Origin of the sequence: Bernardetia sp. Wsw4-3y2 (assembly GCF_037126295.1) — a bacterium.
Lineage (GTDB): Bacteria > Bacteroidota > Bacteroidia > Cytophagales > Bernardetiaceae > Bernardetia.
Genome location: NZ_CP147017.1, coordinates 4864635 through 4878505, shown reverse-complemented (window position 1 = coordinate 4878505; position 13871 = coordinate 4864635). Strand labels below are relative to the sequence as shown.

Annotated in this window: 21 protein-coding genes; 13 read left to right on the top strand and 8 right to left on the bottom strand. The window is 32.2% G+C overall.

Annotated elements, in window-relative coordinates:
- Window positions 1–26: 26 nt before the first annotated feature.
- Window positions 27–1130 carry a Clp protease ClpP gene (locus V9L05_RS20560; protein WP_338813744.1) on the bottom strand — a complete coding sequence of 368 codons (1104 nt, stop codon included), beginning with the start codon at window positions 1128–1130 and terminating at the stop codon, window positions 27–29.
- A gap of 116 nt (window positions 1131–1246) precedes the next feature.
- On the opposite strand from V9L05_RS20560, the gene V9L05_RS20555 reads away from it, so the two are divergent.
- The 12 genes from V9L05_RS20555 (at window position 1247) to V9L05_RS20500 (ending at window position 9403) form a co-directional block, all read left to right on the top strand.
- Complete coding sequence (locus V9L05_RS20555) at window positions 1247–1663, top strand: phage terminase small subunit-related protein (RefSeq protein ID WP_338813743.1); 417 nt, start codon at window positions 1247–1249, stop codon at window positions 1661–1663.
- 2 nt (window positions 1664–1665) lie between these two features.
- Window positions 1666–3210 (top strand): hypothetical protein, encoded by a 1545-nt coding sequence (locus tag V9L05_RS20550; RefSeq protein ID WP_338813742.1) that lies wholly within the window; start codon window positions 1666–1668, stop codon window positions 3208–3210.
- 3 nt (window positions 3211–3213) lie between these two features.
- A complete protein-coding gene (locus V9L05_RS20545) occupies window positions 3214–3996 on the top strand; it encodes a DNA adenine methylase (protein WP_338813741.1) in 783 nt (260 codons plus the stop codon).
- 2 nt (window positions 3997–3998) lie between these two features.
- A complete protein-coding gene (locus V9L05_RS20540) occupies window positions 3999–4391 on the top strand; it encodes a hypothetical protein (protein ID WP_338813740.1) in 393 nt (130 codons plus the stop codon).
- 39 nt (window positions 4392–4430) lie between these two features.
- Complete coding sequence (locus V9L05_RS20535) at window positions 4431–4991, top strand: hypothetical protein (RefSeq protein ID WP_338813739.1); 561 nt, start codon at window positions 4431–4433, stop codon at window positions 4989–4991.
- 90 nt (window positions 4992–5081) lie between these two features.
- Window positions 5082–5444, top strand: coding sequence for a hypothetical protein (locus V9L05_RS20530; protein WP_338813738.1), 363 nt, complete (start codon window positions 5082–5084; stop codon window positions 5442–5444).
- A 5-nt stretch (window positions 5445–5449) separates the two neighbouring features.
- Window positions 5450–5875 carry a hypothetical protein gene (locus tag V9L05_RS20525; RefSeq protein WP_338813737.1) on the top strand — a complete coding sequence of 142 codons (426 nt, stop codon included), beginning with the start codon at window positions 5450–5452 and terminating at the stop codon, window positions 5873–5875.
- Window positions 5876–5949: 74 nt separating this feature from the next.
- Window positions 5950–8028 (top strand): DUF935 family protein, encoded by a 2079-nt coding sequence (locus V9L05_RS20520; protein ID WP_338813736.1) that lies wholly within the window; start codon window positions 5950–5952, stop codon window positions 8026–8028.
- Between the two features lie 13 nt (window positions 8029–8041).
- Window positions 8042–8314 carry a hypothetical protein gene (locus V9L05_RS20515; RefSeq protein WP_338813735.1) on the top strand — a complete coding sequence of 91 codons (273 nt, stop codon included), beginning with the start codon at window positions 8042–8044 and terminating at the stop codon, window positions 8312–8314.
- Window position 8315: 1 nt separating this feature from the next.
- Window positions 8316–8492 (top strand): hypothetical protein, encoded by a 177-nt coding sequence (locus V9L05_RS20510; protein WP_338813734.1) that lies wholly within the window; start codon window positions 8316–8318, stop codon window positions 8490–8492.
- Entirely contained in the window at window positions 8419–8907 is a 489-nt protein-coding gene (locus V9L05_RS20505; RefSeq protein ID WP_338813733.1) for a phage virion morphogenesis protein, read from the top strand. Before V9L05_RS20510 ends, V9L05_RS20505 begins: the two co-directional genes overlap by 74 nt.
- A gap of 19 nt (window positions 8908–8926) precedes the next feature.
- The gene (locus tag V9L05_RS20500) at window positions 8927–9403 is read left to right on the top strand and encodes a hypothetical protein (protein ID WP_338813732.1); all 477 of its coding nucleotides are present in this window, start codon (window positions 8927–8929) and stop codon (window positions 9401–9403) included.
- A 288-nt stretch (window positions 9404–9691) separates the two neighbouring features.
- Here V9L05_RS20500 and V9L05_RS20495 read toward each other — a convergent pair whose 3' ends face one another.
- From V9L05_RS20495 to V9L05_RS20485, 3 genes are all read right to left on the bottom strand, one after another.
- Entirely contained in the window at window positions 9692–9934 is a 243-nt protein-coding gene (locus V9L05_RS20495) for a hypothetical protein (RefSeq protein ID WP_338813731.1), read from the bottom strand.
- A gap of 73 nt (window positions 9935–10007) precedes the next feature.
- Window positions 10008–10313: a hypothetical protein gene (locus V9L05_RS20490; RefSeq protein ID WP_338813730.1), complete on the bottom strand. Its 306-nt coding sequence runs from the start codon at window positions 10311–10313 to the stop codon at window positions 10008–10010.
- Window positions 10314–10387: 74 nt separating this feature from the next.
- Entirely contained in the window at window positions 10388–10990 is a 603-nt protein-coding gene (locus V9L05_RS20485; RefSeq protein WP_338813729.1) for a hypothetical protein, read from the bottom strand.
- 53 nt (window positions 10991–11043) lie between these two features.
- On the opposite strand from V9L05_RS20485, the gene V9L05_RS20480 reads away from it, so the two are divergent.
- Window positions 11044–11355 (top strand): hypothetical protein, encoded by a 312-nt coding sequence (locus V9L05_RS20480; protein WP_338813728.1) that lies wholly within the window; start codon window positions 11044–11046, stop codon window positions 11353–11355.
- Here the strand turns inward: V9L05_RS20480 and V9L05_RS20475 are convergent.
- From V9L05_RS20475 to V9L05_RS20460, 4 genes are all read right to left on the bottom strand, one after another.
- The gene (locus V9L05_RS20475) at window positions 11297–11974 is read right to left on the bottom strand and encodes a BRO family protein (protein ID WP_338813727.1); all 678 of its coding nucleotides are present in this window, start codon (window positions 11972–11974) and stop codon (window positions 11297–11299) included. The genes V9L05_RS20480 and V9L05_RS20475 overlap by 59 nt on opposite strands.
- 141 nt (window positions 11975–12115) lie before the next feature.
- Window positions 12116–12340 carry a hypothetical protein gene (locus tag V9L05_RS20470; RefSeq protein ID WP_338813726.1) on the bottom strand — a complete coding sequence of 75 codons (225 nt, stop codon included), beginning with the start codon at window positions 12338–12340 and terminating at the stop codon, window positions 12116–12118.
- Window positions 12341–12467: 127 nt separating this feature from the next.
- Window positions 12468–13196 (bottom strand): hypothetical protein, encoded by a 729-nt coding sequence (locus V9L05_RS20465; protein ID WP_338813725.1) that lies wholly within the window; start codon window positions 13194–13196, stop codon window positions 12468–12470.
- A 21-nt stretch (window positions 13197–13217) separates the two neighbouring features.
- Window positions 13218–13865: a hypothetical protein gene (locus tag V9L05_RS20460; RefSeq protein ID WP_338813724.1), complete on the bottom strand. Its 648-nt coding sequence runs from the start codon at window positions 13863–13865 to the stop codon at window positions 13218–13220.
- Between the last annotated feature and the right edge of the window lie 6 nt (window positions 13866–13871).

Here is a 13871-nt window from a genome sequence, read left to right as displayed (position 1 = left end):
TTAAAAAGGCTTTAAAGGCTTTTCGTTTAGCGTTTCTTTGCAGGACTTACATAAGTCTTTGCTAATGCTGCATAGCGTTTTGGGTCAGTGTCATGAATCTCTAAAAGTCCTTTTGGGTCTTTAGTTTCCCAGTCATTCATTGTCCAGTTTGCCTTATCCACCGTTTCAGGTTTTGGTGCGTTTTCCATTGTAACCTTCATTAACTCAGCAAAAGCATTATAATCATGCATCGCCGTTTTATTAAGAAGTGTTTGCTTTTGTTCTTCTTTTCCATTTTCTGAATTATCAGTATTTGGAACAGTTCTAAGGTTATTCATAGAAGCAATCGGCTGTGCTTTCATTACGATTTCCTTTGCTTTCTCATAAGGCGAAATTTCTAAAAGCGCAATCTTATCAGAATCAAAACCTTTTGTTTTTGCGAGTTCTATTAAAAGGCTAGTTTTTTCAGTTTGGTCAGATTCTAATTTTGCTAAAATCGCCGTTTCTTCCTCATTTGTTTTAAGGAAAGAAGCAATTTTGTGAAGTGGTTTTTCCATAACTTGTATAGGTTGTTTGGTGGATTGTGAAATAAAAAAAGTCTTTTTGTCTTTGTTTGCCGACGCTGCAATATTCATAGGAATATCAAAAACGTCTTCTATAACTTCGTCGACAAATCCTTCTTGTTTGGCTTCCTCAGCCGTCAAATAATGGTCTTTACCGTCAAAGTATTTTTGTCTAAGTTGCTCAGGCGTTTGTCCAGTCTTTTTAGAATAGATAGAAAGCATTATATTTTCTATTTTTTCCATTACAATAAGTTCTTCCTTTAGTTTATTAGAATTTGCCCATTCCAAATATCCTGAAGGCGCATGTAAAAGGTATAAAGCATTTGAAGACATCTTAGCAACCTTTGTAGAACAAGCGACAATCGTAGCCATAGAGGCACAAAAACCTGTTATATTACTTTCAGTATAGTTTTTTAAACTTCTTATATAATCATAGATAGAATTTCCGTGATAAACACTTCCACCGTCTGAATTAATTTTGAAAATTATTCTTTCAGTTTCTGAAACGCCCTCTATTTGCCTTGAAATAGCTTTTTCTGTTAGTTCCTCAGAACCAACAATGCCCGAAATAGATATAATTTTTGCCATAGTTGTACAAAGTATTCTAATTTTTTCTATCAAATTTAGACAAAATTTGTCAAATTACAAAAAAAAAAGGTATATTTGTATAAAAACTTTTAGACAAATTCCAAATTTAATTCGTAATGGCAAGAAATTCCAAAAGAGAACTCGGTTATGATATGTTCAAAAAAGGCACTACAAGTAAAGAGATAGCTGATTTACTAAGTGTAACAGAAACAACCGTGTCTAATTGGAAAAAGGCTGAAAATTGGAAAGAAAGAAGCCTTGCCGAAAAAACGCAAGACACTAAGATTTTGGCTAAGGTTAGGTTTCATTTATCTAAAGAATTAGAAAATGAAATATTAAACACGGTGGAGGTAAAAAGGCTTTCTAGTATTATCAAAGACTTGACAAAAGACGAAATAGAAGCAAGTAAAGTAATTACTATTCTTAGTCGTTTTATGAAATTTTGTCAAGACAATGGAAAGACTGAAACGGCTAAAGGCATCGCCGAAATAGCACCTAATTTTATAAATAGTGTATTAGAAAGAGAATTATAAAAATGGCAGGAATTACAGATAAAGACAAAAAACGATTTGAGGAACTTTGTGATAAAATTGCAAACAATCAAAACGTACCAATTAATGAATCAAAATCTTTACAGTCAGAACGCAAAAAACGTGTTTTAACTGACTATAATTTCTTTGTCCAAACTTATTTTCCTCATTATACTGAAAGAGAAGACGGCACTCATATTGATTGCGCTCCTTTTCACTTGCAAGCTGCAAATGAACTAAGCAATAGAAAGCAAATAAATCTATTTTTAGAGTTTTATCGTGGTGCTGCAAAATCGGTTCACGCCGATATATTCTTTCCTTTTTGGCTAATGATAAAAAATGAATTGAAGTTTATGGCTTTATTTGGCGAAAATGCCGATAAAGGCAAAAGACTTCTTTCTGATTTACAAGCTGAGTTTGAAGCAAATCCATTAATCATTCACGATTACGGAAAACAAGTAAACGGTGGAAGTTGGGAAGAAGGCGACTTTTATACAAAGTCAGGAATATATTTTAAAAGTGGTGGATTAGGTCAATCGCCAAGGGGTTTTCGTAAGAAGCAACATCGCCCTGACTATGTTGTTTTAGATGACTTTGAAGAAAGAAAAACGGCTAAAAACCCTACTCTTATAAAAGAAATGGTAAACTGGGTTAGTGGGGACGTAATGGGTATGTTTGACGGTTCTTATCAAAGGTTAGTTTTTGCACAAAATAGGGCTTACAAAAACGGTATTTTAGATTCTTTGAAAAGAGAATTAAAAGATTCTGAAAAGACTTGTATTATTTCTGTTCCTGCTGTTCTTCCAAACGGTGAACCTACATGGAAAGCAAAATACACAAAAGAATATTGGACACAAAAACAACTAGACTGGACGTATAGAGCTTTCCAAAGGGAATACATGAACAATCCAATTACGGATGGTGGAATATTCAAATCCGATTGGATTCATTATAAAACGCCTTTAGATTTTAAAGAATATGAGGACATCGTAGGTTACTGGGATTTATCTTATACATCAAATGGCGATTATAAAGCCTTTGTTTTGGTAGGTAAAAAACTTGACGAATATCACGTTTTGAGGTCTTATTGTAGGAAGACAGAAACGACACACGCAATAGGTTGGTATTACGATTTAGTAAAAGAACTAAATGAAAAAGGCATTTATTTCCGTGCCTATTACGAAGGTTTGGCACAGCAAAAAGAAATATTTGCGAAGGCATTCAATGAAGAAGGATATAGACGAGGTTGGTTTACAATGCCTTTAGCCGATATGGCTTCAAAAGCAAACAAACATATTAGAGTAGAAAGTACACTTGCAGCTCCTTTATATCACAAAAAAATATTCTTTAATATTCTTGAAAAAGAAAGTCCTGATTTGATAGCAGGAATAGACCAACTTTTAGCATTTGAAAAAGGTAGCAAATCACATGACGATTATCCTGATACCTTAGAAGGTGCAATTTCCAAAATACAAACAAGTGCAATTACTAATTCGGCTGCTTCCTCAGGATTTGGAATAGTAAGAAGACGAATGATAAAAGGATTTTAAATTATGAGTACACTATTAAAACGCCAAGGCAATAAATCAAAAATTGCTAAAAACATTTTGAGCTATTTTCCAAAACACGATATTTTCATAGAAACGTGTCTTGGAGCAGGTGGAATATATTTTAATAAGCCAAAAGCAAAGTATAACATTTTGAATGATTTAGACGATGACGTTTTTAATTTGTTCAATCTAATAAAAAACGATGCTGAGTTGTTCAAAACTGAATTTGAGAAAGTTCCTTTGAATCATTCTCTTTTTGATTTTTGGGTAAAAAATGAGGAAGTAACACCACTTTCAAAAGCACTTAGATTTTTGTATTTGTCTAACTTTTCGCTTTACGGTGGAATGGAAACTTTTAAAATTGATTGTCGTGACAATATGAAAAGGCTTACACTACAAAGAATCAATGAAGCACTTTTATATTTAAGCAATGCAGTTATTTCTTGTAAGGATTTTGAAGTGTTTTTGAAGAACATTCATTTTAATTCTCAGAGAGATAAAACAAAAACTTTCGTTTATAACGATCCGCCTTATTTAGGAACTGGTAATAATTACAAAAATGGATTCAAAGTGGAAGACACAGAAAGACTTATTAAAGCAAATATAGCTTTCAATTCAAAGTTTGCAATTTCTGAATTTGACAATCCTATTGTAATTGAAATGGCTAAGGATTACAACCTTTTTGTTTTTGATATTGGAGAAAGAAGAAATATCAAAAATAGACGAAAAGAAATTTTAATAACGAATTATTCAGTAGAACAATTTATACAACCTACTTTATTATAGCTATGAATGAAAAAATTTACCAAGGAACTGATAAGACAATTTCACTTCCTGTCTATGACGAAAATCAAAATCAAATTGATTTAACCGATTTGGTTACTGCTGAGATTGTTAATATAGTTGCTTTCTTGAATAGCAATTATGACGTACAAGACAGTTTCGTTTTAAACAAAACTGGACAATATGAAAATGGCTTTTATCCACTTACGATAGTAGATAACAAAGTAGTTTTGAAATTAGGAAGAAACCAAACTCAAAACTACAAAACGGGTACTTTGAATATTGAAATAGTTCTTGTAAAAACCGATGCAACGGCTTATGAGGGTTTCACACACACAAACTATCCTCAAAACAAAATAGGGTGCATCTTGCCTTCAGAGGCTCGCCGTATTGCCTAAAATTCACCAAATTTATTTTATCACTAAATTATTTTACTTATGCCTTTTATTATTGGATTTACACCTTATGGCTGTTCACCAACGGACGTTTATGCTTTAGGCGATGACTGTTTAGATCAGCCAGGCAAGATTGCATACATCGTACTTATATCTATTGACTTTATTGGATTTACTGATATTACAGACCAAGCCGAATGGGCTACTGCAATTACGGCAGGAACGATTGAAATTATTCCTACAGCTGGAGAACTTCCACCTCCGTCACCTGTTTTGCAGCCTGCAAAAGGAAGACAAAAAGATCGCATTGTTGGATTTGATAGTTCTGCTACGGTTAGAGCTGACAATCCTGACGGCAATCATAAATGGATGCAAAAACTAAACTTTCAAAGAAACAAATTTGGTGTTGGTTTTGTAACGCCTGATTTAGCTATTCATGTTCCTATTACAAAGAAAGGCGATGTACTTCCACTTTCTACAATGGCTTATCCTATTATTCCTGCTGAGATTGCTTCACAAAGGGAAATAGAAATTGTAATGAATTGGAGTACAAAACAAGCTATGTTAAGCGAAGCCGATTTGCCTGAAAGTGTTTTTGATTAAAACTAAATTTCCTTTTTTACTACTTCTAACTCAAAATAGCCTGTTTACTTTATTTTAAGTTTCAGGCTATTTTTTTAAAATTCCAAAACTATGAAATATCCTTATTTAGAAAAACAACGCCAAATACTTAATTCAAAAAGAGATAAGTTAATAGAAGAAAAAAACAATGTTCCTGATAATGGGATGCAGGAATATAAAAAATCACATGAACTTTTTCTTGAAGACAAATTCAAAGAATCCTTAGAACAATATGCTATTTATAAAGAAAAATCAAAAAAAAGCGATTTGTATTTTACTCGCCTCACAAATGGATTTTGGGACAAAAAAATAAACAAATTAGAATTTGAAATTACTCAGCTTCAAAATTTCTTCATTTGGTCAGATAATTATTATAGACCTTCTGATTCTTATATAAGAAGAAAATTAATTGAAGACAGTTTTAAAACCGAATAAAAATTATGGAAAACTTCCTAACATTTCAAGACTACGCACCAATAATAAGGTCAGAAACAAGAAATATTCTTATAGAAGATCGCACATTAATAGAAGTACAAGAAACTGTCATTCAGGAGGCAAAAGAAGCATTGCGTAAAAAATACATAATAGAAGTAATTTTTATGCAAGAAGGCGAAAACAGATATAAGCCTTTAGTATTTCACCTTTCTAATATGGTTATTTACCGAGCTCATATAGCTGTGTCAAATCGTGTTATTCCAAAACAACGTGAAGACTTATATGTAGATGCTCAGGAATGGCTAAAAAGAGTAGCATTGCCAAGCGATCATACAAAAGCAATCTTTCCTGATTTGCCACTTTCACAAACTGAAAACTCAGAACAAACATTTAGAGCAAAATCTAATAAAAAGTATAAAACGGGTTTCTAATCTTTTCTAACTTAGTTAGACTAAATTAAAAACCCTTCAAAACTATTTCAAAATCGCTTACATTAAACGATAATATGAAAAACATACAAATATCTAACTCACTATCAAAAGCCTTTAAAAACGCACAAAAAAACGTTTCTAAATTCTTTGCTCAAAAACGAGTTTCTACTCAGGAAGTAGCTAAGATAAAGAACACCGAAAAAGTATTATCTGCTATCCATTCTTTAGAGAAAAAATATACTTTACAGATACGTCAAGAAATTACTGATTTGCAGTTGGCTCGTGCAATAGCAGAACATCCTTTGACACCTTTTCGGTGGAGGCTTATGTTAGTCTATAAAGATATGTTACAAAACGATGCTCATTTGTCTGCTGTCGTTCGTAAGCGTATTTTGAAAGTAACTAGCCGAAAACTAAAAGTAGTAGATTCACAAGGAAAGAAAAAAGACGATTTGACTTTAGAACTAAATCGCAAGTGGTTAAAAGACTTTGTCGAGGCTTCAATGGAAAGCATTTTTTATGGCTATACATTAATAGGTTTGCAGCCTGTGGAAGACTTAGGATTTAAAGTAATTAAGTTTCCAAGGGAAAATGTAAGTCCTGAGAAAAGCGTAATTGTTTATGATTATACGGCTCAGTCCTATAACGGTATTCAATTTACTGAGGACACTATAAAAGACTTCTTTATTTTTGTACAAGGATTTGATGGTGATTTAGGAATACTTAATACGGCTGCACCTTTTACAATAAGTAAAAGACATAGTTTTGGAGCTTGGGGCGAGTTTGAACAAATATACGGTGTTCCAATTCGTACAGCTTATACAAGTTCTAACAATCCGAAAGTTCGCAATGAAATTGAAAGCTGGTTAGAAGACATGGGCTTGGCTAGTTACGCACTTTTTCCTGAAGGAACACGACTTGAAATTATTGCGAACCCCGGAACTGGTAACTCCGATATTTTTGATAGGAAAATAGAGGTCTTAGACAAACAAGTATCAAAACTTATCCTTGGTAATACAATGACTTTAGATGAAGGTTCTTCACGAAGCCAAGGTGAAGTTCACGAACGTTCTGAGGACGAAATAACAAAGGACGATTTGACTGAAATTCTATTTGTATTGAATGACGAATTACTTCCACGTCTTAGAAAGTTCGGTTACAATTTTGCTGAAGGCGATAGATTTGCTTTTGACGAAAAAGCCGACCTAAAGGCAAGAATGGAAATAGATAAGAATATGTTAAGCCGTTTATCAGACGAATACTTAGAAGAAACTTATAATGTAAAAATTAGGAAAGAAGAAACTACAACTTCTATTCCTTTGAATGCCGTTGCTCAGTTAAAAAAAAAAGAGTTTTTGAGAAGTAAATTAAATGCTTTCAAAAGGACTTCAAAAGTAGATACTCATTATAATAAAGAATATTGTTCTTCCTGTTCTGATAAGTATGTAGCTGTTTTAGAAACACCTGATAATATTTCTGTAATAAATCAGATTATTACCTTTTTGCATGACAATCCAAATAGTGAAGTTCCTGAGAATCTTATACAAGAATTATCAGAAAGTTATGTTTCAGTTTTTGAAAGTGCCATAACGGAAGGTTATGGAACAGAAAATATTTTGATTGAAGACGAAAATATGATAAATGTATTACGTCAAAACGTCCAAGTTTTTGGAGCTGCAAAAACAGAATCCGAACTTAGACAAATGACTAATTTATTATATGATTCGGACGGCTCACTAAGAACCTTTCAAGAATTTAGATTTGATGCACTAAAATTGCACGAAAACTACAATGTAAACTGGCTAAAAGCTGAGTACAATGTTTCTGTAAATTCGTCTATTGCAGCTCGTAAGTGGGTGGAAATAGAAAGAGATAAAGAAATATTTCCTTTGCTCAAATATATTACGGCTGGTGATGACCGTGTTAGAAGTAATCACGAAAAATTGGATAATAAAATACTTCCTCAAAACGATGACTTTTGGAATACTTATTATCCACCGAACGGATGGAACTGTCGTTGCACCGTCCAAAAAATTAGAAAAGGCGAAATTTCTAAAGATGTTCCAAATATAGAAATTAATCAAATGTTCCAAAACAACGTAGGAAAGAACGGAATAATCTTTCCTAAAAAACACCCTTACTTTAACTCTTAACTCTTATAATAAAATGCTTTTAACATCAATTTTTGACGGTCTTAATTTAGCTATTGCATTTTTGGCAATCGTTGTAACAATTTTGTTAGCCGTTTTAGTGCCTTTAGTAACTTGGGCAATACGTCTTAATAGTCGTGTTGAAAACCTAGTCCTTTTTGAAAGAAGAACAGAACAAACATTGGAAGAAATCCGAGTTAATTTAGAAAAGAAAGCTGATAGCGAAAAAGATATTTTAATTGAACTCACAAAAGTACGTTCAATATTAGAAACTAAAACCATTCGTTAAAATGAAAAATCTAATTTTAGATAACTATATCTATGTCTTAATAATAGCCTTTCTTTTCGGACTTTTTATAGGAATAAAAATCTTACAAAAAACACTTGCAAAAAATGCCAAAGAACATAAACCAAATAATTCAGAAACTAGAAAATCTAAAGAGGACGATAAATCCGATTCTAGCTAATGAAGCCTTGGTTTTCTTTCAAGATAATTTTCGTCGACAAGGCTTTTTAGATAAATCTTTAGAAAATTGGAAAGCAAGAAAGCCCTCAGCTTCACGAAATAAAGGACGTGGAATTTTGATTGATTCGGGTGCATTGCGTAACTCTTTACGAGTTGTAAAAGTCAATAATAAAAGTTTTGTAATTGGAACAAATATAAAATATGCTGCAATTCATAACCAAGGTGGAAAGATTGACGCACGTGTATCAGTCAAAGGCCATACAAGGCGTGGGAGAACTGGTCGCCAAAAAGTAAAAGCTCACAATCGTAAAATGAACCTTACTATTCCACAAAGGAAGTTTTTAGGTTCTTCTTATACACTCAGGAAAGAACTTGAAAAACTCTTTATAGAAGAAATACAAGATTGCTTCAAATAACCATTAAAAACCCTTTATTATGCCTATAAAAAGACGAATCTATACATCTTTATCAGAATACATAATTGAAGCCGTCAAAGGCGTTGTTTATGTAAGTAGATACCGAAAACAATTTGACAATCCAGAAGCTGACACGGAATTTTCGCAGGGCGTTTGGATAGAAATAGAAGAACTAAATTTTGAGGAAGGAAAAGGAAGACAAAGAAAAGCCTCAGGAACTCTAAACTTCTATGTTTCGTATGCAAATTACGCTCAGGACCATAGAACACAAAACGCTGATAGTCGTACCTTAGACGAGTCCTTAGACGATTACGATTTTGAGGAATGTATAATCAATGCTTTAGACAAAATCTATTCTAAAAAGGAAAATTTAGATGGTCTGAAAAGTTTGGAAGTAAAGCAAAGTTCTGAGTTTCTGAATACCGATGCACTAATTGTATTCAAAATAGTTTGTGAAATTGAAACCTGTGAATTTAAAGCTGAGTGTAATTGTTAAGTTATTCCAGTTAATTCTAAATTATTTCAGTATATTTGTAATGAACTTTTTATTTTCTCTCTTTTTGAGTTTAGAATGAATAGAGTTTCATAATTGAAAGATAGAAAAAGCCGTACTATTTTGTAGTACGGCTTTTTTATTTCTAACAAATTCAAATCTAATTAGACAAATTCTAATTTATTTTGTAATTTTATATTCTCTTTGTTCTACTAGAATCGTTATCTAGTGAGAATCTTTGTTTTGGAAAATCAAAAAGCCGTATTCTTTTAGAGTACGGCTTTTTTTTATTTAAGAAGTAACAATATCGTCAATTATTTTAAGAATTTCCTCAGGCGAATCTACTATTTCAATAACATCGCCGTCTATACTATGTAACCAATAATCGCCGTCTATTATCTTAACACCGAACTCAAAATTATAATAGTCGTCTATAAGACTAAAATCATATTCAGATTCTTTTGATTCTGAAAAGGCTAGTTTTGCTTCCTTTGCAGCTTTTCGCATTGCTTCAATTTTAAATTCTTTTGTCATTATTTTGGGTTTTTAAGTGTGATACATTTTTTAAATAAAAGCCTTTCAAATACATTTTGAAAGGCTTTTGAATTTAGTATAATCCAGTTACATTATTTTGATATTGATTCTCAAAGAAAAGAAATTCATTTTCAATTCTGAATTTACAACTCCCTTTTGTTTTTATATTTTTCTGATTTTCTGACTGAATTTCTATCAAACACTCTTTGCATTCTACATTTAGAACTCTATCAAAATAATCTATGATTTCTTTACTTACTTCTGACTTAAAAGATACGCAATGATAAGAAGACCTATCATTATAAATTTCAAAATGCCATTCGAAAACTTCCATTTCAATTACTGGATTGTTTTCTATATAAATTCTAACTGTATTCATTTGTTTTGGGTTTTTAAGTGTGATACATTTTTTTAATAAAAGCCTTTCAAATATACTTTGAAAGGCTTTTGAAGTTAGTTATTTTTCTTTGAACATTTAGGATTCAAAGCTATGTTAAGCCTTTTCGCTTTCTTTTTCAATTCAATATCCTTAGCATTTTCCACTACTTCCTTATTCTTTTCCAGGGCATCTTGAATGCGTTGTTCCTGAGCAGCATCTTTTGAGGTGTCTAATAAAGCATCTTTAATGATATTTTCTTGATGAGGACTGATAAAACGCTTATTATCATTGAGAAAGTCGTGAATACGTGCCTTATCATAAGCATTTACAGAATTATTACCGAGTAGATAGAAACGAATTTGTTTTGTTTCCAATTCAGTAAAATTACTTTTTGCTTGTATCTGTTCTATATCTTCCACAAACGCCTGAATAGATAGATTGACTAAATCATATTCTTTTGCTTTGTTTTCTTCCATAGCAATAGCATTTCTTTCAAGTCTTGAAAGTATATGATGTAATTCATCTAAATCGTCTAAAACATCGTGAAAATCGTTTCTTTCTGATTCTAAACGGCGAAATGCTGAGGTTGCACTTACGAGGCTATCCTTGAAACGGCGAAGGTCTGATAAGCTATAAGGACAAAATATAGATACTTCTAAATTATTTGAGTTATTCATTTTATGTAGAGTTTTGATATATTAGTGGTTTCCAAAACCAACTAATTATAATTATGAAGAAATATGAAGCCTTTGTCATTAGGATTGCGACTTGTTATCGTGAACCTTATTCAGCTAAAAAAGCATTTCAAGCTATTACAAAGATTTACGAACAAAAACCTAGAATAGAAATACGGTATTCAGTTGTTGAAATCAATAATTTGATAGTAGATTACCATATTACATTAGTGTTCTATGAGTATAGCAAAGAAGAACAAGCCAAAATCCTAATGGACTTCAAAGAAAATGCACCTAAGAAATGGAATATTAAATTTGATTTCGTTTTGCAATGTCTTCAAGAGCTGCTTTCTTACGGCGAGCAATAACATCAGCAAAATTGCCTATCTCAACTTCGTTCGTTTCAGGTTCAAAATCTAAGAATAAAGCCGTCTGACCAAAATGCTTGTCTTCCAAGGCATTCAAAGACTTTTTGAGGTTGTCTTTTTCTAATTGAATACGAGTGTATTCTTTGTATTCGGGGGTGTTTTCGGCTGCTGTTTTGGCTTTTTTTGCCAAGCCTTGTAGGTGTTTCAATTGCGAAACTAACTCAGCCTTTTGAGTGAAGTAAGCACTTTGATACTTTCCAGTCTTACGAATAGTAGGCAAAACAACAGAAGTAACCCACTTTCTGAATTTCTTTGCCTCAGGTTTACGGCTTCTAAAAATTAAAGCATACATACCTGATTCAGTTATGACGTTTACTTCTCTTTTCTGACCTGACGTCAGTATTACTGACTTCAGCTTTTCGTCATCGTCTAATGAAGTAATAGCTTCACGTGCATTTCCTAAACCTAAGACATCGCAAACATCCTTGGCAACAAACAAAATAGTGTCCTCATTTTGGATAGTTCCGATTTGAGAAGTTTTGTACTGGAAGATTTTGGGTATAAGCATACCCTCGTTCGGTTGTTTTTTAACAACCGTTTCGTTATTTTTGTGTTCCATCTCTTTGAGTTGGTTAAGAACCCCCTACATTTACGTCCCGTCAAGTCTGTAAAATGTTTGGGGTTCGGTTTTTATAAAAAAATCAATCTAAGTGATTGATTAAGACAAATATAGCTAGTAGTTTTCAAACTACCAAATTATTTAGAAAGAAATTTCAATTATTTTTTTTACTTCTGCTTTTCCATAATTTTCCATTATAGAAACCATCTTGTTTTCTGAAATTCCTCTTTTTTTTCTAAAATCGTAAATAAAGTGTTTAATTTTTCTAATTTCCTCCGAGGGTAAGTTGGGATATATATTTTCAATGAAGTATGTAAATGCTTCATTTGTGGAGGTAAATGTTGGGGTTGCTGTTAGATTGCTCATAATTTTAGTTTTTGTTTTGGGAATTTTTCAAATATAATAAATATGCTACAAATATTAGCAATATTGTTTATTTATTTTCTTAGAAACGTAAAAAAACACCGTGTAGTATCGGTGTTTTTTTTTATTTTTATTGGAATGGCGAAAAGTTTTTGTTTCCTGTGCTTGTAATGGTATAAGCGTTTGGACTGGTATCAGTTAAGTTGTCGCCTGTTGTTTTGTCAAAATCTACATTTAGTAAGAATAATCCTGAAGTAGCCTGTTGGTAGCCATTTGCAGCATCACGAGCTATTTCTTCGTCGGATTGAGCGTAGTTTACGGCTGAGAGTTTGCCAGCATTTACATTCTGTCCAGCATTTGATACAGTCGTATTATATCTATTTATATACATTGGATCATTTGCATTTCTATCAACCTTACTTGTTGTTGGTAGTATAAAGAAGTTGTAAGGAAGTTCTATTTTAATTCCATTACAAAAAAAATCAACATTATTTTCCCCTTTGCCTGCTTTTTTTCTTACAGTAAATATATTTCTTTTTGTTGTTGTTGGAAAATTTGCAGAACGAAAATATAATTTGTTCACAGTATCTGTGCTATATTCAACTTGAATTGCAATGCCACAAATAAGACTAAAATGACCGTTTATATTTGAACCTCCATTTTGATTCCTACTAGACATTATTAAAGCACCTTCAGCAGCAACAAACCACGTTTCAGGTTTATCTATATCCTGAGCAACAAAGCCATTTATCAAATCTGAATCAGTCGTTGTGTACTCTTTACAATTCCCTATATCTCTATGTCTCCAGTTACTTCCAAAAGTACCGTCCCCATAGATTCTTTTCATAAATCCATTCATAATAATTTGATTTTTAGTGTTTTAAATTTGATTTTGTGTTACTTTTTCCCAACCGATTAACTTTTTAGAGTAGTCGGAATATTTCGGCATATAGCCTAATTTACGTAAGTGTGAACGATAGTTTACAAGTTCCTGAGCCGTTAGCTTATTTTCTAATTTAGCATCGTAATAGTTAGGGAATTGCGTTGTTTCGGGTTGTTCTGATTTTTGTCTTACAGCCCAGTCCCGAACTTCCTGTATATTTGCAAAGAATTTCAGAACCGTTTTTTGTTTTGCAAACCATTCAGAACACTCAAAAAAGTCGTGTATTTCCTGAGGTGTTACTTTTTGAGTTTTCAAAACTTGTAATTCTTTTTCTGTAAACTTTGCATATTTGAAGCCTGTTCGTTTTTCATAAATTTTATTCCATAAAGACGAATTTTGAAATATAATATCATTGTCTTCATTTGTATTTACAGCTACACGAACAGCATACAACGTATTTGAAATATCTGTTCTTCCAGTCTTACTGATTTCATTCTCAAATACTGTATTTATCAGTTTTAAGAAGTGTTCTTGCTTCATTGGAAGAACTATTTTGAATTCAGAAATAAGTCCTGTATCGTCTATTTTCAAAGAAAGCAGGGTTTTAGCCCTGCCGTCTTTTTTACTTTTTATGTGGAATTTCATTTTTAT